Origin of the sequence: Micromonospora sp. CMU55-4 (assembly GCF_011602315.1) — a bacterium.
Classification (GTDB): Bacteria; Actinomycetota; Actinomycetes; order Mycobacteriales; family Micromonosporaceae; genus Micromonospora; species Micromonospora chalcea.
Genome location: NZ_JAAOLH010000005.1, coordinates 275,638 through 295,461 on the forward strand (window position 1 = coordinate 275,638; position 19,824 = coordinate 295,461).

Sequence of the window (19,824 nt, forward strand, 5' to 3'; positions counted from 1 at the left end):
CTCAGGGCTCGACGCGCTGGCCCTTGCCGATCACGACGATGCCGTTGTCGGACACGGTGTAGCGCTGGCGGTCCTTCTCCAGGTCGACGCCGATCTCGGCGCCCTCGGGAACGTGGACGTTCTTGTCCAGGATCGCGCGCCGGACGACCGCGTGCCGGCCGATCTGGACACCCTCCATCAGCACGGCGCCGTCGACGTGCGCCCAGGAGTGCACCTTCACCTTCGGCGACACGATCGAGTTCTCCACCAGCGAGCCGGAGATCACCGAACCGGGTGACACCATCGAGCTGACCGCGCGGCCCACCCGCTCGCCCCAGGCGTGCACGAACTTGGCCGGCGGGTACGGCGGCTGCTCGGTGTAGATCGGCCACTCGAAGTTGTAGAGGTTGAACACCGGGTGCACGTTGATCAGGTCCATGTGCGCGTCGTAGAACGAGTCGAGCGTCCCCACGTCCCGCCAGTAGCCGCGGTCCCGGTCGGTGCTGCCCGGCACCTCGTTGTCCTTGAAGTCGTAGACGTTCGCCTCGCCGCGCTCGACCAGCATCGGGATGATGCTGCCGCCCATGTCGTGCTTGCTGGTCTTGTCCGCCGCGTCGCGCTCGACCGCCTCGCACAGCGCCTTCGTGGTGAACACGTAGTTGCCCATCGAAGCGTAGATCTGGTCCGGCGCGTCGGGCAGCCCCACCGCGTCGGTGGGCTTCTCCCGGAACGCGCGGATGCGCTTGCCGTCCTCGCCGACCTCGATCACGCCGAACTGGTCGGCCATCGACAGCGGCTGCCGGATGCCGGCGACCGTCACCCCGGCGCCGGAGGCGATGTGGTCGTCGACCATCTGCCGGGGGTCCATCCGGTAGATGTGGTCGGCGCCGAAGACGATCACGTAGTCGGGCTGCTCGTCGTTGATCAGGTTGAAGCTCTGGTAGATCGCGTCGGCCGAGCCGGCGAACCACCACGGGCCGCGGCGCTGCTGCGCCGGCACCGGCGTGACGTAGTTGCCGAGCAGCGTCGACATCCGCCAGGTCTTGGTGATGTGCCGGTCCAGCGAGTGCGACTTGTACTGGGTCAGCACGACGATCTTGAGGAAGCCGGCGTTCGCCAGGTTGGACAGGACGAAGTCGACCATGCGGTACATCCCGCCGAAGGGGACGGCGGGCTTCGCCCGGTCGGTCGTCAGGGGCATCAGGCGCTTGCCCTCCCCGCCGGCCAGGACGATCGCGAGCACCTTGGCAGCCATGCTCAGACGCTAACGACCCGGAACCGACTTCACCACTCGGACGCCCACACTTGCGCACCGCGTGCGACACGCCGCTCTGCACTAGGGTGCGGGCATGGCACCGATGCGCGTCGACCTGCTCACCCGCGAGTACCCGCCGGAGGTGTACGGCGGCGCCGGCGTGCACGTGGAATACCTCGCCCGCGAGCTGCGCCGGCTCGCCGACGTGCGGGTGCACTGCTTCGGCGCGCCGCGCGACGAGCCCGGCGTCACCGCGTACGCGGAGCCGGCCGCGTTGGCCGGCGCGAACGCCGCGCTGCGGGTCATGGGCGTCGACCTGGAGATGGCCGCCGGCACGGCCGGCACCGACGTGGTGCACAGCCACACCTGGTACGCGAACCTGGCCGGGCACACCGCGAAGCTGCTGCACGGGGTGCCGCACGTGGTCACCGCGCACAGTCTGGAGCCGCTGCGCCCGTGGAAGGCCGAGCAGCTCGGCGGCGGGTACGCGCTCTCCTCCTGGTGCGAGCGGACCGCGTTCGAGGCCGCCGACGCGATCATCGCGGTGAGCGCGGGCATGCGCCGCGACGTGCTCACCGCGTACCCGGCGGTTAACCCGGACCGGGTCCGCGTGGTCTACAACGGCATCGACACCGCGCAGTACGCCCCGGACCGGAACACCGACGTGCTCGACCGGCTCGGCATCGACCCGTCCCGGCCCAGCGTGGTCTACGTCGGGCGGATCACCAAGCAGAAGGGCCTGCCGTACCTGCTGCGCGCCGCCCGCGAGCTGCCCGCCGACGTCCAGCTGGTGCTGCTGGCCGGCGCACCTGACACGCCGGAGATCGGCGCGGAGGTCGAGGAGCTGGCCGCCGAGCTGCGCGCGAAGCGGTCGGGGGTCGTCTGGGTGGCGGCGATGCTGCCCAAGCACGAGGTGATCCAGGTGCTCACCCACGCCACGATCTTCGTCTGCCCGTCCGTGTACGAGCCGATGGGCATCGTCAACCTGGAGGCGATGGCCTGCGAGACGGCGGTGGTGGCGACCGCCACGGGCGGCATCCCGGAGGTGGTGGCAGACGGCGAGACCGGGCTGCTGGTGCCGATCGAGCAGGCCGGTGACGGCTCCGGCACGCCGCTGGACCCGGAGCGTTTCGTGGCCGACCTGGCCGCGCGCATGAACGAGCTGCTGGCCGACCCGGAGCGGATCGCCGCGTTCGGCGCGGCGGGGCGGCGGCGGGCCGTGGAGCACTTCTCCTGGGACGCGATCGCCCGCCAGACGCTCGAGGTCTACCGCTCGGTGGGCGGGTAAGGAAGGGCACCTTCTTAACGCCTCCGGTAGAGGAAGGGCCCCTTCTCAACAGCCCGCCCCTCGCGGTCGGCGGCGGATACAGTCCCCGGATGCCGGATGCGATCTTCGCCCATCCTCGGCTCGCGCCGGTCTACGACGCGTTCGACGGCGACCGGGACGACCTGGACGCGTACCTCGCGATCGCCGACGAGCTGGACGCGCGCGTGGTGCTCGACCTCGGCTGCGGCACCGGGAACCTGGTCCTGCTGCTCGCCCGGCACGGCCGTACCGTCGTGGGGGTCGACCCGGCCAGGGCGTCCCTCGCCGTCGCCCGGTCGAAGGACCGCGAAGGCCGCGTCCGCTGGGTGCACGGCGACGCCACGACGCTGCCACCGCTGCGCGCCGACCTGGCCGTGATGACCGGCAACGTGGCGCAGGTGTTCTGCGCCGACGACGACTGGGCGCGCACCCTGCGGGGCGTCCACGCGGCGCTGCGGCCCGGCGGGCATCTCGTGTTCGAGACGCGGCGTCCCGAGCGCCGCGCGTGGGAGGAGTGGGCGGCGGACACCGCGCCGGTGACCCGGGACGTGCCGGGCGTCGGGCCGGTGGAACGACGTCTCGAGGTCACCGCTGTGGACCTGCCGTTCGTGTCCTTCCGGTTCACGTACCGGTTCCCGGCCGACGGCGCCGTCGTCACGTCGGACTCGACGCTGCGGTTCCGCGACCGGGACGAGGTCGAGGCGAGCCTGGCGGCCGCCGGCTACCGGGTGCTCGACGTGCGGGACGCGCCCGACCGCGCCGGCCGGGAGTTCGTCTTCGTCGCCCAGCGGTCGACCTGAACGTCACCGTCGGCGGGCCAGAGCGCCCGCAGCCCGCCGACCCTGTGCCCGAGGCGCGGAAAGAGGCCGTTCGTGGCACGGGGCCGGCCGCCGGAAGTCCGCCACCCGTTCGGTGGAACGCCATGGGTGCCTCAGCGCCCTTTTGACACCCATAGCGTTCCACTCACCGCAGCCCACGCTCGTTCGGTGGAACGGCACGGGTGCCTCACCGGCACGAACTCGACGCCCTCGTGAGCGGGTTGAGGGCTCAGGTGAAGTCGCCGAGCGCGAGAGGATCTCGCGCAGTAGGTTGAGCGGGTGACTGGACGGTTCCCGATCGAAGACGTCTCCCCCGTCGTCTCCTGCGGTCGCTACCCGGCCAAGGCGGTGGTCGGCGAGGTCGTGCCGGTGTCGGCGCGGGCCTACCGCGAGGGCCACGACGCGCTCGGGTGCAACGTGGTCTGGCTCGGCCCGGACGGCGCGGCCCGCCCGTTCACCCGGATGCGCCCGGGCGAACCCGGCCAGGACCGCTGGCACGCCACCATCCGCCCGGACGCGGTGGGCCTGTGGCGCTTCGCCGTGGAGGCGTTCCAGGATCCGTACTTAACCTGGCAGAACGCGGTCACCAAGAAGCTCGCCGCCGGCCAGGGCGCGGCCGAGCTGGCGAACGACCTGGCCGAGGGCGTACGCGTGCTGACCGCCGCGCTGGAGCTGGTGCCGAAGGCCGACCGGGATCGCGTACGCGAAGCCGCGCGGGCCCTGGCCGACGACGAGCGGGACCTGCCGCGGCGGGTGAGCGCGGCGCTGGACCTGGCCGACCTGCTCTGGGAGCACCCGGTCCGTGAGCTGGTCACCACCGGCGAGGAGCGCACCCTGTGGGTGGACCGGCCCCGGGCGCTCTTCTCCGCCTGGTACGAGTTCTTCCCCCGCTCCGAGGGCGCGGTCCCGGCCACCGTCGACGCGCCCGCCCGTTCCGGCACGTTCGCCACCGCCATGGAGCGGCTGCCGGGTGTCGCGGCGATGGGTTTCGACGTGCTCTACCTGCCGCCGATCCACCCGATCGGCCGGGTCAACCGCAAGGGCCGCAACAACGCGCTCACCGCCGGGCCGGACGACGTGGGCTCGCCGTGGGCGATCGGCGCGGCCGAGGGCGGCCACGACGCCATCCACCCCGACCTGGGTACGCCTGAAGACTTCCGCGACTTCGTCGCTGCCGCCGCCGAGCAGGGCCTGGAGGTGGCGATGGACCTGGCGTTGCAGTGCGCACCGGACCACCCGTGGGTCACCGAGCACCCGGAGTGGTTCACCACCCGCGCCGACGGCAGCATCGCGTACGCGGAGAACCCGCCGAAGAAATACCAGGACATCTATCCGCTGAACTTCGACAACGACCCCGAGGGCATCCGGGCCGAGGTGCTGCGGGTGGTGCTGCACTGGGTCGGCGAGGGCATCCGGATCTTCCGGGTGGACAACCCGCACACCAAGCCGTTCGACTTCTGGCACTGGCTGATCGCCGAGGTCAAGAAGGTCGACCCGGACGTGCTGTTCCTGGCCGAGGCGTTCACCCGGCCGGCGATCATGCACGGGCTCGGCAAGATCGGCTTCACCCAGTCGTACACCTATTTCACCTGGCGCACGACGGCGGCCGAGATGCGGGAGTACTGCGAGGAGCTGGTCGCCTCGGTCGACTGGATGCGGCCGAACTTCTGGCCGAACACGCCGGACATCCTGCACTCGTCGTTGCAGCACGGCGGCCCGCCGATGTTCAAGATCCGGGCGGTGCTGGCCGCGCTGCTGTCCCCCTCCTGGGGCATGTACGCCGGGTTCGAGCTGTTCGAGCACGTGGCCCGGCCGGGCGCCGAGGAGTACCTGGACAACGAGAAGTACGAGCTGCGGCCCCGGGACTGGGACGCCGCGCTGGCGCAGGGCCGGTCGCTGGCGCCGTTCATCACCACGCTGAACCGGGTACGCCGGGACAACCCCGCCCTGCACCGGCTGCGCAACCTGCGGTTCCACGACATCGACAACCCGGCGCTGCTGTGCTGGTCGAAGCACGACCTCCAGACCGGCAACACGGTGATCGTGGTCTGCTCGTTCGACTCCCGCGAGGTGCAGTGGGGCAACACCACGCTCGACATGCCGGCGCTCGGGCTGGACTGGCACGAGCGGTTCACCGTGCGCGACGAGCTGACCGGCGCCGAGTACGACTGGGGGCAGCGCAACGCGGTACGCCTCGACCCGTACCTGCAACCGGCGCACGTGCTCACCGTGCGCCGCCCGGCCGCACCGGCCCCCGCCGAACCGGAGCAGCCGGCCGCACCAGACCTCACAGTCGAAGACGTACCCGCCGACCTCTCCGGCGGCACCGCCCCGACCGCACCGGCCGACAAGGACGACGCCCGATGGACCAGCTGATCACCGGCGAGGTACACGACCCGCACGCCGTGCTCGGCGCGCACCCGGCCGGCGGGAGCACCACGATCCGGACGCTGCGCCGGGGCGCCGGCGAGGTGACGCTGCTCGTCGACGGCGAGGCGCACCCGATGAAGCGGGTGCACGACGCCGGTGTCTTCGAGGCGGTGCTCCCCGGCGAGGTGCTCGACTACCGGGTCGAGGTGGACGGCACGACGCACGACGACCCGTACCGTTATCCGCCCACGCTCGGCGACCTCGACCTGCACCTGATCGGCGAGGGCCGGCACGAGCGGCTCTGGGCGGCGCTCGGAGCCCGGGTCTTCGACGAGGGCGTCGCGTTCACCGTCTGGGCGCCGAACGCCCGCGCGGTGCGGCTGATCGGCGACGTCACCGGCTGGGCGCCGGACGACGGCTGGCCGATGCGGTCGCTCGGGTCCAGCGGCGTGTGGGAGATCTTCGTGCCCGGCCTGCCGGTGGGCACCCGCTACAAGTACCGCATCCTGGGCGCCGACGGCAGGTGGCGGGACAAGGCCGACCCGATGGCCGCGCGCACCGAGGTGCCGCCGGCCACCGCGTCGGTGGTGCACGAGTCACGGTACGAGTGGGGCGACGCGGACTGGCTCGCGCGCCGGTCGCGGCAGGCGCCGCACCAGGAGCCGATGAGCGTGTACGAGGTGCACCTGGGCTCGTGGCGGCCGGGCCTCGGCTACCGGGAGCTGGCCGAGCAGCTCACCGCGTACGTGCTGGAGATGGGCTTCACCCACGTGGAGTTCCTGCCGGTGATGGAGCACCCGTTCGGCGGCTCGTGGGGCTACCAGGTCACCGGCTACTACGCGCCCACCGCCCGGTTCGGCGACCCGGACGACTTCCGGTATCTGGTGGACCGGCTGCACGCCGCCGGCATCGGCGTGCTCCTGGACTGGGTGCCGGCACACTTCCCCAAGGACGAGTGGGCGCTCGCGCGCTTCGACGGCACCCCGCTGTACGAGCACCCCGACCCGCGTCGCGGCGAGCACCCCGACTGGGGCACGTACGTCTTCGACTTCGGCCGCAACGAGGTCCGCAACTTCCTGGTCGCCAACGCGCTGTACTGGCTCGACGAGTTCCACATCGACGGGCTGCGGGTGGACGCGGTGGCCTCGATGCTCTACCTGGACTACTCCCGCTCCGACGGGCAGTGGGCGCCGAACGTGCACGGCGGCCGGGAGAACCTGGAGGCGATCGCGTTCCTCCAGGAGGTCAACGCCACCGTCTACCGGCACCACCCGGGCGTGCTGATGATCGCCGAGGAGTCCACCGCCTGGCCCGGCGTCACGAAGCCCACCTCCGAGGGCGGGCTCGGGTTCGGGTTCAAGTGGAACATGGGCTGGATGCACGACACCCTGCTCTACACCTCGAAGGACCCGATCTACCGGCAGCACCACCACCATCAGCTCACGTTCTCGCTGGCGTACGCGTGGAGCGAGAACTACGTGCTGCCGATCAGCCATGACGAGGTGGTGCACGGCAAGGGCTCGCTCGCGGGCAAGATGCCGGGCGACACCTGGCAGCGGCTGGCCACCCTACGGGCGCTGCTGGCATACATGTGGGCGCACCCGGGCAAGCAGTTGCTCTTCATGGGCTGCGAGCTGGCCGACGACAGGGAGTGGAGCGAGGAACGCGGCCTCGACTGGTACCTCACCCACGACCCGGCCCGGGCGGGCGTGCAGCGGCTCGTCGCCGACCTGAACCGGGTCTACCGGGCCAGCCCGGCGCTCTGGGCGCAGGACACCGACCCGGCCGGTTTCCGCTGGATCGCCGGTGACGACGTCGCCAACAACGCGGTGTCGTTCATCCGGATCGCGCCGGACGGGCAGACGCTGGTGTGCGTGGCGAACTTCTCCGCGCTGCCGCTGGACGACTACCGGATCGGCCTGCCGGCAGCAGGTACGTGGGCCGAGGCGCTGAACACCGACGCCCACCACTACGGCGGTTCCGGCGTGGGCAACCTGGGCGAGGTGCACGCGGAGAACATCCCCTGGCACGGCCTGCCCGCGTCGGTCTCCCTGCGGGTCCCGCCGCTGGGCGTTCTCTGGCTCCTACCCGCAACTGCCTGAGTGCGAGTACCGCCAGAACAGCCACGGCGGCCGGCACTGAGACAGCGTCTTCGGTTGGGCGGGTTGGTTCAGCGCTCGTTCTGTTCCTGGAAGTCGATGATCGCTTCGCCGTTGTCTCGAGCCCAGTCGGTCAGAACCTTGATCGGCTCGACCAGGGTCTGCCCGAGTGGAGTGAGGCTGTACTCGACGCGTGGGGGTGCCTCGGCGTAGGCGTGGCGTTCGACCAGGCCGTATGCCTGCAGGCGGCGCAGGGTCTGGGTGAGAACCTTGTGGGAGATGCCGCCGATGAGTTGGGCCAGCTCGCCGGGGCGCCGGGGTTGCAGGCTGAGTGCGAACAGCACGATCACCGCCCACTTCTCGGTGATGATCTCGACGGCCAGGCGGGTGGGGCAATCGGCGAGGAAGACCGGGCCCGGGGTGTCGTGCACAAAGTCGAAAGGTACCAGCGGGTTCCTATCGGCTCCGTAGCGTCTTGCGGCGAAGCCCTTCAGGAACGCAAGGAGCCATTCATGCCACGAGTAGTCGTGTTCGACGAGACCGGCGGTCCGGACGTTCTGCGCGTCGTCGACGAGCCGGTCGTCGAGCCCGCGGCCGGCGAGGTACGCGTACGGATCGAGGCCTTCGCGGTCAACCCGCTCGACCAGATGGTCCGGGCCGGGCAGTCCCCGCGGCCCGTGCCGTTGCCGCACGCGCGGCTGGGCGTCGAGGGGACCGGTGTGATCGACGCGCTCGGGTCCGGGGTGACCGGGCTGGCCGTCGGCGACCCGGTCATCCTCGGTGCGATACCCGACTTCGAGACGAGGGGCGCGTACGCCGAGTACACAGTGCTGCCGGCCGACCGGGTCGTGCCACGGCCCGCCGGGCTGGAGCCCGTCGCTGCGGCGGCGCTCTGGGTGTCGTACTTCACCGCCTACGGCGCGCTGGTGGACAGAGCCGGGATGCGGCCCGGGGACCAGGTCCTGATCACCGCGGCGTCGGGCGGTGTCGGGCGGGCCGCGATCCAGATCGCCAACCAGATCGGCGCCGTGCCGATCGCGGTCACCCGGCAGAGCGCCAAAGTGGAGAGCCTGTTGGCCGCCGGAGCCGCCGCGGTGATCGCCACCGACCGGGAGGACATCGGGGAGGCCACCCGGCGGCACACCGGTGGGGTGGGCGCCGACATCATCCTGGACGCTGTCATGGGCCCGGGCCTGGCCGAGCTGTCGCTGGCTGCGAAGCTCGGCGGCACCCTGGCCACGGTGGGCTGGCTGGACCCGCGCCCGGCGTCGTTCCCGGCGAATCCGTCACTGACCATCTATCGCTACATGAGTTTTGCGGACATGGTCGACCCGGTGACTGCCCGGCGCGTCGCCGCGTTCCTGGCCGCTGGTGTCCGCACCGGCGTGCTGCAACCGATGGTGGACCGGGTGTTCACGTTGAACGACATCGTCGAGGCGCACCGGTACCTGGAGAAGGGAACGGCGACGGGCAAGATCGTGGTGACGCCGTGACAGTCGGCCGCCGATCATGAGGTTGACGGCAGTTGTTGATCTCTACAAGGCGGTCAACCTCATGATCGACGCGAAGAGGAGGGGCCGGCGGTCAGACCAGGTCGGCTTCTCGGAGGAGCTTCCAGAGGCCGGCGCCGTCGGGGGCGCTCAGCCACTTCTGGCCGACCGGGCCGGACGACGGCCGTCCGGCGGGGGCGGGCAGGCTGCCGGCCAGCACCGACTGGGTCGGCGACAGCTGCCGGATCGCCACCCCTGCTACGTGGTCCGGGTGCGCGGCGGCGAACTCCCGGTAGATCTCCGGGTCGTGCTGCCCGTCGTCGCCGATCAGCAGCCACCGCACCTCGGGGAACTCCCGGGACAGCCGGGCCAGCGTGGCCCGCTTGTGCTCCCGGCCGCTGCGGAACCACCGGTCGGCGGTCGGCCCCCAGTCGGTGAGCAGCAGCGGCCCGGCCGGGTAGAGGTGGCGGGACAGGAACCGGGTGAGCGTCGGCGCGACGTTCCAGGCGCCGGTGGACAGGTAGAACACCGGCGCGCCCGGGTGGGCGGTGGCCAGCCGCTCGTACAGCACCGCCATGCCCGGCACCGCCGTGCGGGCGTGCTCGTCCAGCACGAACGTGTTCCACGCGGCCAGCAGCGGCCGGGGCAGCGCGGTCACCATGACGGTGTCGTCGATGTCGGAGAGGATGCCGAACCGGACGGCCGGGTCGAGCACGCGGACCAGCGCCTCCACCGGTTCGGCGTCGGCGACGCTGAGGCGTACGCAGCCCCAGCCGGGGGTGAAGTCGGCCTCGATCACGGTGTCGACGAACCCGCTGCGGTCGGCGGTCACCTCCTGGCGCACGCCGTCGGCCTCGATGGTCACCCGGATGTGCTTGGCGGGCAGCGTGGCGAAGCTGCGCCAGCCCCGCACCTTGTCCAGGCGGCCCCGCCGCCGGGTGTCCGGGCGGCCCAGAAGTACCCGGCAAAGCACCCGCGCCCAGCCCGGGGCGCCGTAGCCCGCGTACGCGATGATGTTGGGCTGCCACCCGGTGCGCCGCAACCGGCGCTCGACCAGGCCGTGCACGGCGTCCTCGAAGCGCGCGGCGCGGTGCAGTCGCGGTACGGCAAGCTGGTCCGGTGGTGTGGGTGGCACGCTGCAACACTGCCACACCCGGCCGGGCCCGGCCACGCGAGTGATCCACACCGATCGGCCCTCGGAGCCGCGTTCCGCCGTGACAGACTGCGGTCGGGGCGACGACGGGGGCGTTGGTCGTGTCGACGACGAAGCGGGACCGGGTGCGGCCGCGTCCGGACGCGCCGGCGCTGGTGGCGTTGCTGCTCGGTGTGGCCGGAGTCGGCTACCGCCTGGTGCTGACGCTGCTCACGGTGCCCGCGTCGAACAGCGACGAGGCCACGTTCGGGCTGGCCGCGCTGCACATCGCCGAGCGCGGTGAGCGGCCGGTCTTCCTCTACGGCCAGCGCTACATGGGCGTGCTGGAGTCCTACCTGGCCGCGCCGCTGGTCGGCTGGGCCGGACCGAGCTGGCCGGTGCTGCGGCTGCCGCTGCTCGCGCTCTTCGCGGTGTTCCTGTGGCTGGCGTACCGGCTGACCCGCCGCCTGTTCTCCCCCTGGCTGGCGGTCGTCGTGGTGGGCCTGCTGGCGCTCGGCTCGGAGCGGGTGGTCCGCGACCAGCTCACAGTGGTCGGCGGCCGTCCGGAGGTGAAGCCGGCGGTGCTGGCGATGCTGCTGCTCGCGGTCGCGCTCGGCGAGGAGCGGGTCCGGCACCGCTGGCTGGCCACCGGCGCGTTCGGGCTGCTCGCCGGGCTGGCGCTCTGGTCGGACTGGCTGATCGCGCCGTACCTGCTGGTGGCGGGCGTGGTGCTGGTCCTGGCCATGCCCCGGGAGCTGATCGGCTGGCCGGGCGTGCTGCTGGTGGCGGGCTTCGCCGCCGGGATCGCGCCGGTGGTGAAGGACAACATCGTCGCGCCGGCCGGGCAGGACTCGCTGTCGGTGTTCCGGGAGATCAGCACCAAGGAGGGCGTCGCGCCGTCGCTGGCCGAACGGCTGCGCGGCGGACTGCTGGAGGGGGTGCCGCTGGCGTCCGGCCTGTGCCCGATGGACGGCTGCGCGCGCTGGACGCAGTGGTTCGGCGTGCTCTACCCGGTGCTGCTGCTGGCCGCCGCGGCGCTCGGGCTGGTCGCGTACCGCCGGGCCGCCGACCACGCCGCGCGGGTCCGGGCCGCGGCGATCCTCGCGCTGGTAGTGGGCGCGGCGTTGACCCTGCTGGCGTACGTGCGCAGCCCGCTCGCCGCGACCGACCCGCTCGGCAACTCCCGGTACCTGTCGGTGCTGCAGATCTCGCTGCCGGCCGTGCTGTGGCCGCTCTGGCTGGCCGCCGCGCACGCGCTGCGCAGAACCGCCGGTCCGGCCGCCCGGCTCGGCGGCGCCACGGCGGCCGTGGTGCTGGCCGGGCTGACCGCCGCCACGGTCGCCGGGACCGTGGCGTTCCTGCCCGGCGTGCCGGGCGTACGGGACGAGGAGCGCACGGCCCACCGCCTGGCCGACACGGTGCGGGAGGCCGGTCTGCACGAGGTGTACGGGGACTACTGGACCTGCAACCGGCTGATCTTCAACACCGGGGAGACGGTCGCGTGCGGCGTGCTCGACGGGGCGCTCACGCCGGGGCAGAACCGCTATCCGGCGTACTGGCAGCGGGTGGCGCGCGCGCAACGGCCCGGGTACGTGCTGGACGTCGGCTCCCCCGCCGAGCGCACACTGCGGCGGCTGCTGGGCGCCAGCGCCGACGCGGCGGTGGTGGCCGAGGTGGGCGGCAGTCGCGTGTACCACCCCGACCGTGCCGTGCGGCCGTGGCGCTGAGCCCGGCCCGTACGCTGTGCCGGTGCTCATCCTGCTGCCCCCGTCGGAGGGGAAGGCCGAGGCCGGCACCGGCCGCCGGCTGGACCTGTCCCGGCTGTCCCTGACCGAGCTGAACCCGGCCCGGGAGGCGGTGCTGACCGCGCTCGTCGACCTGTGCGCCGGGCCGGACGAGGCGGCGGCCCGGGCCGCGCTGGGCCTCACCGAGGGGCAGCGCGGCGAGCTGCGCCGCAACGCCCGGCTGCGGGAGGCGGCGACCGCCCCGGCCGGGCGGCTCTACACCGGCGTGCTCTACGAGGCGCTGGGCCTGGACACTCTGCCCCCCGACGCGCAGCGGGCGGCCCGCCGCCAGGTGCTGATCAGCTCCGGGCTGTGGGGCGCGGTACGCCTCGCCGACCGGATCCCGCCGTACCGCTGCCCGATCGGGGCGCGGCTGCCCGGGCTCGGGGCGCTGTCGGCGTACTGGCGTGGCGCGCTCGGGCCGGTGCTGGAGCCCGCCGCCGGACGCGGCCCGGTGCTGGACCTGCGCTCCGGCGCGTACGCGGCCACCTGGACGCCGCGCGGCGCGCTCGCCGAGCGGACGGTGACGGTGCGGGTGCTGCACGAGCGGACCGTGGACGGCACGCCGACCCGGTCGGTGGTGAGCCACTTCAACAAGGCGACGAAGGGCCGGCTGGTACGGGATCTGCTGCTCGCCGACGCCCGGCCGCGTACCGCCGACGCGCTGGTGGGGGCGCTGCGGGAGCTGAAGTACACGGTCGAGGAGGCGCCCCGGGCGGCCGGGCGGCCCCGGCAGGTCGACCTGGTGGTCACCGAACTCTGACCGGCGGGCTTCCCGCAAATTTTGCTCAAGGCTCGGCCGCATCGGTTCCCGACCCGGCCGTTGGCGGCAACGGTAGAGGTACCCCGACTCTGACCGAGGAGCTGCGCCGATGCTCGCCGAGCCCACCTCGCTGCTCGACCGCCCCCGCCCGTCCCCGCCGCTGGACTGGCTGACCCTGACCGACGCCTTCGAGATCGCCTGCATGGTGCGCTGCACGCCGCCGCCGGCCGCCGACGTACGCCGCCTGGACCCCGGACCGCACCGGGGCGGGATCGCCGAGTTCAACCGCGAGGACGCGGCACACCGGATGCGGCAGCTGCTGGGTCGACTCGACGTGCCGGTGCAGCACGAACTGACCACCGGTGGCCTGCGCCGCCGCTACGAGCTGCACCGGCTGGCGGTGCCGCCGCAGCACCGGGCGGCGTACGCGAATCTGCTCACCACGGGCTGGCGGCAGGGCCGCCGGGAGCTGCTCGGCGGGCCGTTCCCGGGCGCCTCGGCGGCGCGGCGGCTCTGGCGGCCCCGGCTGGCGGCGGCGGCCTGGCGGGCGGCGCTGCTCGCCGGCGGCCGGCACGTACGCCGGCACTGCCTCGGCATCCGGCTGGCCGACCGTGACCTGGCCGCGGTGCTGGTCCGCAGCGCGGCGCTGCTGGAGGTGCCGGCGGCGTTGCGGCCGGGGGCGGGCTGCTTCCTGGTGATCGTGCCCAACGGAGAGCACCGGACCCGGATCACCGAGAGCGCGGAGCTGGCCGCCGCCGGCTGACCGGCCCGGCGGCGGGCTTGCGCGGCGGCGGGTGCACGGCGCAGAGTGCAGCCCGTGAGCCGACACTGGCCTGTGCGCGCCGCCGCCCCGCTCGTGCTGGTGCTGCTGCTCGTCTCCGGCCTGGCCGGATGCCGGGACGAGCCGGCCGAGCCGACCCGGATCCGCATCGCCACCGGCAGCCCGACCGCCGTCTACCACGCCTTCGGCCAGTCGCTCGCCGCCGTGCTCAACCGGGAGCTGCCCGGGGTACGGGCCGAGGTGGTGGTCACCGCCGCCTCGGCGCAGAACGTCCGGCTGGTCGGGTCCGGCGCGGCGGAACTGGGCTTCACCCAGGCCGACGTGCTCCCGGCACGTGAACCCGAGCATCCGTCGGTGCTCGCCGTGGCCCGCGTCTACGACGACCTGCTGCACCTGGTCACCCGCGCCGGCGGCCCGATCCGCACGCTCGCCGACCTGCGCGGCCGGCGGGTCTCGGTGGGCGCCGACGGGTCCGGCACCGAGATCACCGCCACCCGCCTGCTGGAGGTGGCCCAGCTCGACGGCGACCGGATCCGCCAGGAGCACCTCGGGCTGGACGACTCGATGACCGCGCTGCGGGAGGACCGGATCGACGCGTTCTTCTTCTCCGGCGGACTGCCCGTACGCGGCGTCGCCGACCTGGCGGAGCGGACCTCGCTGCGGATCGTGGACCTGGGCGAGTGGACCGAGGCGCTGCGCCGCGGGTACGGGCAGGTCTACGTGACCCGGGACATCCCCCGCTCCATGTACCAGGCGGAACCGGTCAGCACGGTGGCGAACCCGAACTACCTGATCGTCCGCGCCGACCTGCCCGCCGCGCTGGTGCGCGACGTGACCCGCCTGCTGATGGAACGCCGGGCGGAACTGGCCGCCGCGCACCCGGCGGCGGGCCGGATGAGCCAGCGGTCGGCGATCGTCACCACCCCGCTGCCGCTGCACCCGGGCGCGGCGCAGTGGTACCGCGCCGCGAAGCCCTGAGCCCGCGCGCGGTCAGCGGGTGGCCGGCTCGCCGTCGTGTCGCGGGCCCACCGGCTCGGCGGTCTCGGCCTCCCCGCCGGCCTCACCCGGATCGTCGGCGGGCGCCGGGAACCACAACTCGGCGACCAGGCCCCGGGGCTCGCCCCGGCGCATGGTGAGCCGGCCGTCCGAGGCGTCCACGAGCACCGCCGCGATGGTCAGTCCGAGGCCCGCGCCGTCCACGTTCTGCACGTCCGGCGCCCGCCAGAACCGTTCGGTGGCCTGGTCGAGCTGGCTGGCCGTCATGCCCGGGCCGGTGTCCCGGACGGTGAGCGTCGTACCGCCCTCGGCGGCGCGGACCGTCACCGTCACCTCTCCCCCGGCCCCGCTGAACTTCACCGCGTTGTCGATCAGGGCGTCCAGCGCCTGGTCGATCGCGGTGGGTACGGTGCGGGCGTACACCGGCTCGCCGTCCGCGTCCAGGCGCAGCGCGACGTCGCAGTGCCGGGCCAGCGGCAGCCAGGCGGACACCCGGGACGCGGCGGTGGCGGCGGCGTCCACGGTGACCCGCTGGTTCTCCTCCCGCTCGGCGCGGGCCAGGGTCAGCAGCGCGTCGAGCACGGTGGCCAGCCGGTCGGTCTCCTCCAGCGCCAGCCGGTGCTCGGCCCGCCCGTCCGCGTCGCTGAGGCTGGGACCCAGTTCCTCGACCCGCAGCCGCAGCGCGGTCAGCGGGTTGCGGAGCTGGTGGCTGGCGTGCGCGACGAAGGCGCGCTGCCGGTCCATCACGTCGGAGACCGCGTCGGCCATGTCGTTGAAGCTCGTCGCGAGCCGGCGCAGCTCGGGTGGGCCGAGCCGGGGGCGCACCCGCGCGGTCCGGCGGCCCTCGGCGATCTCGTGGGTCACCGCGTCCAGCTCGGTGACCGGGCGCAGCACCCAGCCGGCCAGCCCGAACGCGGTCGAGACGCAGGCCAGCACCGCGAGCAGGCCGATGCCGGCCAGCAGCAGCCACCACGCGCTGACGGTGCGGCGCACCCCGTCCGCCGGGCTGGTGGTCACCACCGCGCCGAGCACCTCGCCGCCGTCGTTGATCGGCACGGCCGTCACCACCGGCCCGCCGTCCCACGGCCAGACCGACTCGGGGCCGCTGAACTGCTGCCCGGACAGCGCGGTGTCGAGCGCCGCGCCGGTGCCCGCGCCCGGCTCCCAGGCCGACGAGGCGGCCACGGTACGGCGCTCCCGGTCCACCACCGCGGCACCGATGCCGTAGAGGGCGTCGTAGGCGGCCAGTTCCCCGTCGAGCGGACCGGGGCTGCCGCCGCGCAGCGCCGGGCCGGCGAGCGAGGCGAACCGGGTGGCGTCGGCGAGGCGGTCGGCGCGTACCCGGTCGGTCTCCCGGGAGGCCAGCGTGAACGCCAGCGGCGTCTCCAGGGCGATCAGGACGAGCACCATCAGCAGCAGGTAGCTGATCACCAGTCGGCGCCGCACGGGCCCCTCCTCACGCGCCGCGGAGCCGGTAACCGACCCCGCGCACGGTCTCCACCAGCGTCGCGTCGCCGAGCTTGCCGCGCAGCGACCCGACGTGCACCTCCACGGTGTGCCGGTCGGCCCAGGTGGTGCCCCACACGTCGAGCAGGATCCGCTCGCGCGGCACCGCCACCCCCGGCTGGCGGGCCAGCGAGAGCAGGATGTCGAACTCCTTGCGGGTGAGCGACACGTCCCGGCCGTCCACGCTCACCGTCCGGCCGCCGACGTCGATGCGCACCGGCCCGGCCTCGATGAGGTGACGCTCCGGGACGGTGTGCGCGGCGCGGCGCAGCACCGCCTCGATGCGCGCCTGCAACTCCACCATCGAGAACGGCTTGACCACGTAGTCGTCGGCGCCCAGCCGCAGGCCCAGCACCCGGTCGCGTTCCTCGCCACGGGCGGTCACCGCGATGATGCCGAGCTGGCTGCTGCGGCGGCGCAGCTCGCGGCACACCTCGGTGCCGTCGCCGTCGGGCAGCGTCAGGTCGAGCAGCACCAGGTCGCAGGGGGCGGCGGAGAGCGCCGCGGCGACTGTGGCGGCGTGTTCCACCTGGTAGCCGCGCCGGGTCAGCGCGGACGACAGCGCGGCGGCGACCCGACGGTCGTCCTCGACCAGGAGGATCCGCACCCGTTCCTCCCTCCGCTCGACGTGTGCCCTGCGAATGGTGGCAGACGCGCCGCCGGGACGCGAGGCCGCTCTAGGCTGCTGGCGTGATCTACAAGATTCTCTCCGACGACGAGTGGGCGCGGGCACGGGCGGACGGGCGGTTCGCCGGCACCGCGATGGACCGGCAGGACGGCTACGTCCACCTGTCCGCCGCCGACCAGGTGGTGGAGACCGCGCGGAGGTTCTTCGCCGGGGTCACCGGCCTGACCGTGCTCGCGGTGGACGAGTCCCGGCTCGGCGACGCGCTGCGCTGGGAGGCCTCCCGCGGCGGCGCGCTGTTCCCGCACCTGTACGCCGCGCTGCCGGTGGACGCTGTCGTCGCCGCGCATCCGCTGCCGGCCGACCGGCCCGCCGCCGACGCGGTGGCCGAACTGCTCGGGTGAGCGCTCGTTATGCTGCGTCGAGCCCGCCCGACGGCGCGACGCGCCCTGCCACGATGCGAGTTGAGATGACTGACAGCAACGACCGGTCCGCCTCCGTCTTCGTCCACCCGACGGCCGACGTGGAGGACGGCGCCAAGGTCGGCGACGGCACCAAGGTCTGGCACCTGGCGCACATCCGGTCGAGCGCGCAGGTCGGCGCCGGCTGCGTGATCGGCCGCAACGTCTACGTCGACGCGGGCGTCACGGTGGGCGACCTGGTGAAAATCCAGAACAACGTCTCGGTCTACCAGGGCGTGACCATCGAGGACGAGGTGTTCGTGGGTCCCTGCGCCGTGTTCACCAACGACTTCCGCCCGCGCGCACAGAATCCGGACTGGACGATCACGCCGACGCTGATCCGGCGTGGCGCCTCGATCGGCGCGAACGCCACGCTCGTCTGCGGCATCGAGGTGGGCGAGTACGCGATGATCGCCGCCGGTTCGGTGGTGACCCGCGACGTCAAGCCGTACCAGCTGGTGGCCGGCAACCCGGCCCGGCCGAAGGGCTGGGTCGACGCCAAGGGCGAGGTCGTCTCCCGCGACGTCGACAACCCGCCGCACCAGGGCTGAATCGACGAGAAAGGGGCGACGACCGCGCCGGTCGTCGCCCCTTTCCCGGTACGCCTCAGCCGCAGAGCCGGCCGATCTCGTCCCGGAAACGGTCCATCGGGTTCGACCCGGCCGGACCGAGCAGGTACTCCTTCAGCTCCCGTCGCGCCCCGGTCATCGGGTCGTCGCCGGACCGCGTCACGTCGAGGATCTTCGCCAGCTCGCCGCAGTCCGCCGAGAGCAGGTACGCCGCGCGCGCGGTCGGGAACTGCCGGCGGAACTCGTCCTCGGACAGACCGGCCGGGTTCGCCACCACGTACGGCCGCTCGCTCTGCACGAAGTCGGAGACCACGCTGGACACGTCGCTGACCAGCAGGTCGGTGACGTTGAAGCAGTCGAACAGCCCCGGCGTGCGGCCGGTGACCACCAGGTGCGCGGCCCCGTCCAGCGAGGACGGATCGGTGTCGCCGCCGGCCGCCTTGATCCGGCCCACGATCCGCTCGTGCACAGCCCGCGCCTTCGCCGACCGGCTGCCGGTCAGCGGGTGCGGCTTGTAGATCACCCGCACGTCACCGGCGGCGAGCAGCCCGGAGACGATCCGCTCCCCCATCAGCACCAGCGAGGTGTGGTACGGGTCGTCGTCGAGCCAGCCCTCCCAGGTGGGCGCGTAGAGCACGGTGAAGCGGTGGTCGGCGGCGCCGGAGCCGAACGTGTGCACCCCGGCGAGCTGCGGCCGGCCGACCTCCACGATGTCGCGGTCCAGCACGCCGACGTCGGCGCGCGCGTACCGCTCCCGCCCGGCCGGCCCGGCCACCCAGACCTCGTCGTACACCTTGCTGTACGGATTCACGCTCGCCTGCTTGTCGCTGTCGCCGTGGCCGACGAAGACGTGCTTGACGCCCGGTTCCCGCAGCAGGTGGATGTTGGCGCCGACGTTCGCGGCGTACAGCGCCACGCGCAGCGAGCTGAGGTCGAGGTTCATGAAGTCGACGCCGGCCGGCACGCAGATGACCGGCAGCCGGGTGTCGGCGAGCTGCTCGAACGCGTCAGCGGCGCGCAGCAGCACCACCGCGCGGCGACCGGTCGCCTCCACCGGCGCGAGCCACATGTTGGCCTGGTAGACGTCCTTGGCCGGGCCGGCGAAGTAGAGCGCGACCTCGGGCCGTTCCCGGGCCATCCAGTCGTGCACGGCCGGCAGCACGCCCGGCTGGCTGCCCCGGCCGCGCAGCGCGGTCAGCGCCAGCACCGCGGCGGTGACCAGGCCGGCGGCGAGCGTCACCAGGCCGGTGACCACCACCGGGGCGACCTGGTCGCGCGCGGCGGCCACCACCGCCGCCGGCACCAGAAGCACGTTGAGCAGCGGCATGTTCAGCCCGGCCAGCCACCGCGCCCAGGCCGGCGGCACCGGGACGCGCCGCAGCGCGCCGAGGTCGATGTTGCGGGTGTACGCCGGGGGGTCGACCCGCCCGTCGATCACCTTCGTCACCGCGTTCGTGGCTACCGCAACGGTCCAGAGCGCGGCGGGCAGCAGCAGCACCGCGATCGTGCCGGCCACGCCGGGGCGGGCCGAGACGACCACCAGCAGGACCACCGACAGGTCCCGCACCAGCCGCCGGAAGGTCTCGCCGAGCCCGGCCTTGTCGAGCAGTTCGGCGGTCGGAGTGTGCCGCCCGGCCAGGGCCAGTTCACCGGCGAAGGCGACCACGGCGGCCACCGCGAACGGCACCACCAGGCCGAGTACTCCGGAGAGGACCATGACCGCGTAGCCGAGGAGCGTCGCGCCCACCGCGGCGAGACCCTGCTGGCTGCGAATTCTGCTCAACAACGACACGCTCCCTGTCTGCCCCGACGTCGGCCAGGTTCGATTCGGACCGCTGCGACCCTAAACGGGTCACATGACACAAGTATTGCCGGGGTGTCCGGCAGGTG

At 73.2% G+C, this 19,824-nt stretch carries 17 protein-coding genes; 11 read left to right on the forward strand and 6 right to left on the reverse strand.

Going from position 1 to position 19,824, the window contains the following annotated elements:
- Position 1 precedes the first annotated feature (1 nt).
- Positions 2 to 1,234, reverse strand: a complete 1,233-nt coding sequence (glgC, locus tag HA073_RS12155; RefSeq protein WP_043325096.1) for a glucose-1-phosphate adenylyltransferase — start codon at positions 1,232 to 1,234, stop codon at positions 2 to 4.
- A gap of 94 nt (positions 1,235 to 1,328) precedes the next feature.
- On the opposite strand from glgC, the gene glgA reads away from it, so the two are divergent.
- From glgA to glgB, 4 genes are all read left to right on the forward strand, one after another.
- The gene (gene glgA / locus HA073_RS12160; protein WP_043325097.1) at positions 1,329 to 2,522 is read left to right on the forward strand and encodes a glycogen synthase; all 1,194 of its coding nucleotides are present in this window, start codon (positions 1,329 to 1,331) and stop codon (positions 2,520 to 2,522) included.
- 89 nt (positions 2,523 to 2,611) lie between these two features.
- Positions 2,612 to 3,340 (forward strand): class I SAM-dependent methyltransferase, encoded by a 729-nt coding sequence (locus tag HA073_RS12165; protein WP_064447488.1) that lies wholly within the window; start codon positions 2,612 to 2,614, stop codon positions 3,338 to 3,340.
- 297 nt (positions 3,341 to 3,637) lie between these two features.
- The gene (locus tag HA073_RS12170) at positions 3,638 to 5,734 is read left to right on the forward strand and encodes an alpha-1,4-glucan--maltose-1-phosphate maltosyltransferase (RefSeq protein WP_166456400.1); all 2,097 of its coding nucleotides are present in this window, start codon (positions 3,638 to 3,640) and stop codon (positions 5,732 to 5,734) included.
- The gene (gene glgB / locus HA073_RS12175) at positions 5,722 to 7,830 is read left to right on the forward strand and encodes a 1,4-alpha-glucan branching protein GlgB (RefSeq protein WP_166456401.1); all 2,109 of its coding nucleotides are present in this window, start codon (positions 5,722 to 5,724) and stop codon (positions 7,828 to 7,830) included. The genes HA073_RS12170 and glgB overlap by 13 nt, the downstream gene beginning before the upstream one ends.
- A gap of 68 nt (positions 7,831 to 7,898) precedes the next feature.
- Here glgB and HA073_RS12180 read toward each other — a convergent pair whose 3' ends face one another.
- A complete protein-coding gene (locus HA073_RS12180) occupies positions 7,899 to 8,258 on the reverse strand; it encodes a helix-turn-helix domain-containing protein (RefSeq protein ID WP_069089950.1) in 360 nt (119 codons plus the stop codon).
- A gap of 81 nt (positions 8,259 to 8,339) precedes the next feature.
- Here HA073_RS12180 and HA073_RS12185 point away from each other — a divergent pair, with 81 nt between their 5' ends.
- The gene (locus tag HA073_RS12185) at positions 8,340 to 9,320 is read left to right on the forward strand and encodes a zinc-dependent alcohol dehydrogenase family protein (protein WP_064447484.1); all 981 of its coding nucleotides are present in this window, start codon (positions 8,340 to 8,342) and stop codon (positions 9,318 to 9,320) included.
- A gap of 91 nt (positions 9,321 to 9,411) precedes the next feature.
- Here HA073_RS12185 and HA073_RS12190 read toward each other — a convergent pair whose 3' ends face one another.
- Positions 9,412 to 10,452, reverse strand: a complete 1,041-nt coding sequence (locus HA073_RS12190) for an App1 family protein (RefSeq protein ID WP_043330371.1) — start codon at positions 10,450 to 10,452, stop codon at positions 9,412 to 9,414.
- Positions 10,453 to 10,571: 119 nt separating this feature from the next.
- Between HA073_RS12190 and HA073_RS12195 the strand changes: the two genes are divergently transcribed.
- The 4 genes from HA073_RS12195 to HA073_RS12210 all read left to right on the forward strand — a co-directional run bounded on the left by HA073_RS12195 (position 10,572) and on the right by HA073_RS12210 (position 14,755).
- Positions 10,572 to 12,176 (forward strand): hypothetical protein, encoded by a 1,605-nt coding sequence (locus HA073_RS12195; RefSeq protein ID WP_166456402.1) that lies wholly within the window; start codon positions 10,572 to 10,574, stop codon positions 12,174 to 12,176.
- A 16-nt stretch (positions 12,177 to 12,192) separates the two neighbouring features.
- Positions 12,193 to 12,996: a peroxide stress protein YaaA gene (gene yaaA, locus HA073_RS12200; protein WP_166456433.1), complete on the forward strand. Its 804-nt coding sequence runs from the start codon at positions 12,193 to 12,195 to the stop codon at positions 12,994 to 12,996.
- A gap of 109 nt (positions 12,997 to 13,105) precedes the next feature.
- Positions 13,106 to 13,759 (forward strand): hypothetical protein, encoded by a 654-nt coding sequence (locus HA073_RS12205; RefSeq protein ID WP_030499746.1) that lies wholly within the window; start codon positions 13,106 to 13,108, stop codon positions 13,757 to 13,759.
- Positions 13,760 to 13,813: 54 nt separating this feature from the next.
- Positions 13,814 to 14,755 carry a TAXI family TRAP transporter solute-binding subunit gene (locus HA073_RS12210; protein WP_083297126.1) on the forward strand — a complete coding sequence of 314 codons (942 nt, stop codon included), beginning with the start codon at positions 13,814 to 13,816 and terminating at the stop codon, positions 14,753 to 14,755.
- A 12-nt stretch (positions 14,756 to 14,767) separates the two neighbouring features.
- Here HA073_RS12210 and HA073_RS12215 read toward each other — a convergent pair whose 3' ends face one another.
- Positions 14,768 to 16,219 carry a HAMP domain-containing sensor histidine kinase gene (locus tag HA073_RS12215; RefSeq protein ID WP_064447481.1) on the reverse strand — a complete coding sequence of 484 codons (1,452 nt, stop codon included), beginning with the start codon at positions 16,217 to 16,219 and terminating at the stop codon, positions 14,768 to 14,770.
- Between the two features lie 10 nt (positions 16,220 to 16,229).
- Positions 16,230 to 16,886, reverse strand: coding sequence for a response regulator transcription factor (locus tag HA073_RS12220; protein ID WP_043325105.1), 657 nt, complete (start codon positions 16,884 to 16,886; stop codon positions 16,230 to 16,232).
- 83 nt (positions 16,887 to 16,969) lie between these two features.
- Between HA073_RS12220 and HA073_RS12225 the strand changes: the two genes are divergently transcribed.
- Both HA073_RS12225 and HA073_RS12230 read left to right on the forward strand, forming a co-directional pair.
- On the forward strand, positions 16,970 to 17,308 hold the full coding sequence (locus tag HA073_RS12225) for a DUF952 domain-containing protein (protein WP_043325106.1): 339 nt from the start codon (positions 16,970 to 16,972) through the stop codon (positions 17,306 to 17,308).
- Between the two features lie 65 nt (positions 17,309 to 17,373).
- Positions 17,374 to 17,916 (forward strand): acyltransferase, encoded by a 543-nt coding sequence (locus tag HA073_RS12230; protein ID WP_030499741.1) that lies wholly within the window; start codon positions 17,374 to 17,376, stop codon positions 17,914 to 17,916.
- A gap of 55 nt (positions 17,917 to 17,971) precedes the next feature.
- On the opposite strand, the gene HA073_RS12235 is transcribed toward HA073_RS12230, so the two are convergent.
- Positions 17,972 to 19,720, reverse strand: coding sequence for a CDP-glycerol glycerophosphotransferase family protein (locus tag HA073_RS12235; RefSeq protein ID WP_166456403.1), 1,749 nt, complete (start codon positions 19,718 to 19,720; stop codon positions 17,972 to 17,974).
- Positions 19,721 to 19,824: the final 104 nt, after the last annotated feature.

Excerpts from the sequence above, each read along its gene's own strand:
- glgC (WP_043325096.1), bottom strand. The coding sequence starts at position 1,234 with ATGGCTGCCAAGGTGCTCGCGATCGTCCTGGCCGGCGGGGAGGGCAAG.
- glgA (WP_043325097.1), top strand. The coding sequence starts at position 1,329 with ATGGCACCGATGCGCGTCGACCTGCTCACCCGCGAGTACCCGCCGGAG.
- HA073_RS12165 (WP_064447488.1), top strand. The coding sequence starts at position 2,612 with ATGCCGGATGCGATCTTCGCCCATCCTCGGCTCGCGCCGGTCTACGAC.
- glgB (WP_166456401.1), top strand. The coding sequence starts at position 5,722 with ATGGACCAGCTGATCACCGGCGAGGTACACGACCCGCACGCCGTGCTC.
- HA073_RS12185 (WP_064447484.1), top strand. The coding sequence starts at position 8,340 with ATGCCACGAGTAGTCGTGTTCGACGAGACCGGCGGTCCGGACGTTCTG.
- HA073_RS12205 (WP_030499746.1), top strand. The coding sequence starts at position 13,106 with ATGCTCGCCGAGCCCACCTCGCTGCTCGACCGCCCCCGCCCGTCCCCG.
- HA073_RS12230 (WP_030499741.1), top strand. The coding sequence starts at position 17,374 with ATGACTGACAGCAACGACCGGTCCGCCTCCGTCTTCGTCCACCCGACG.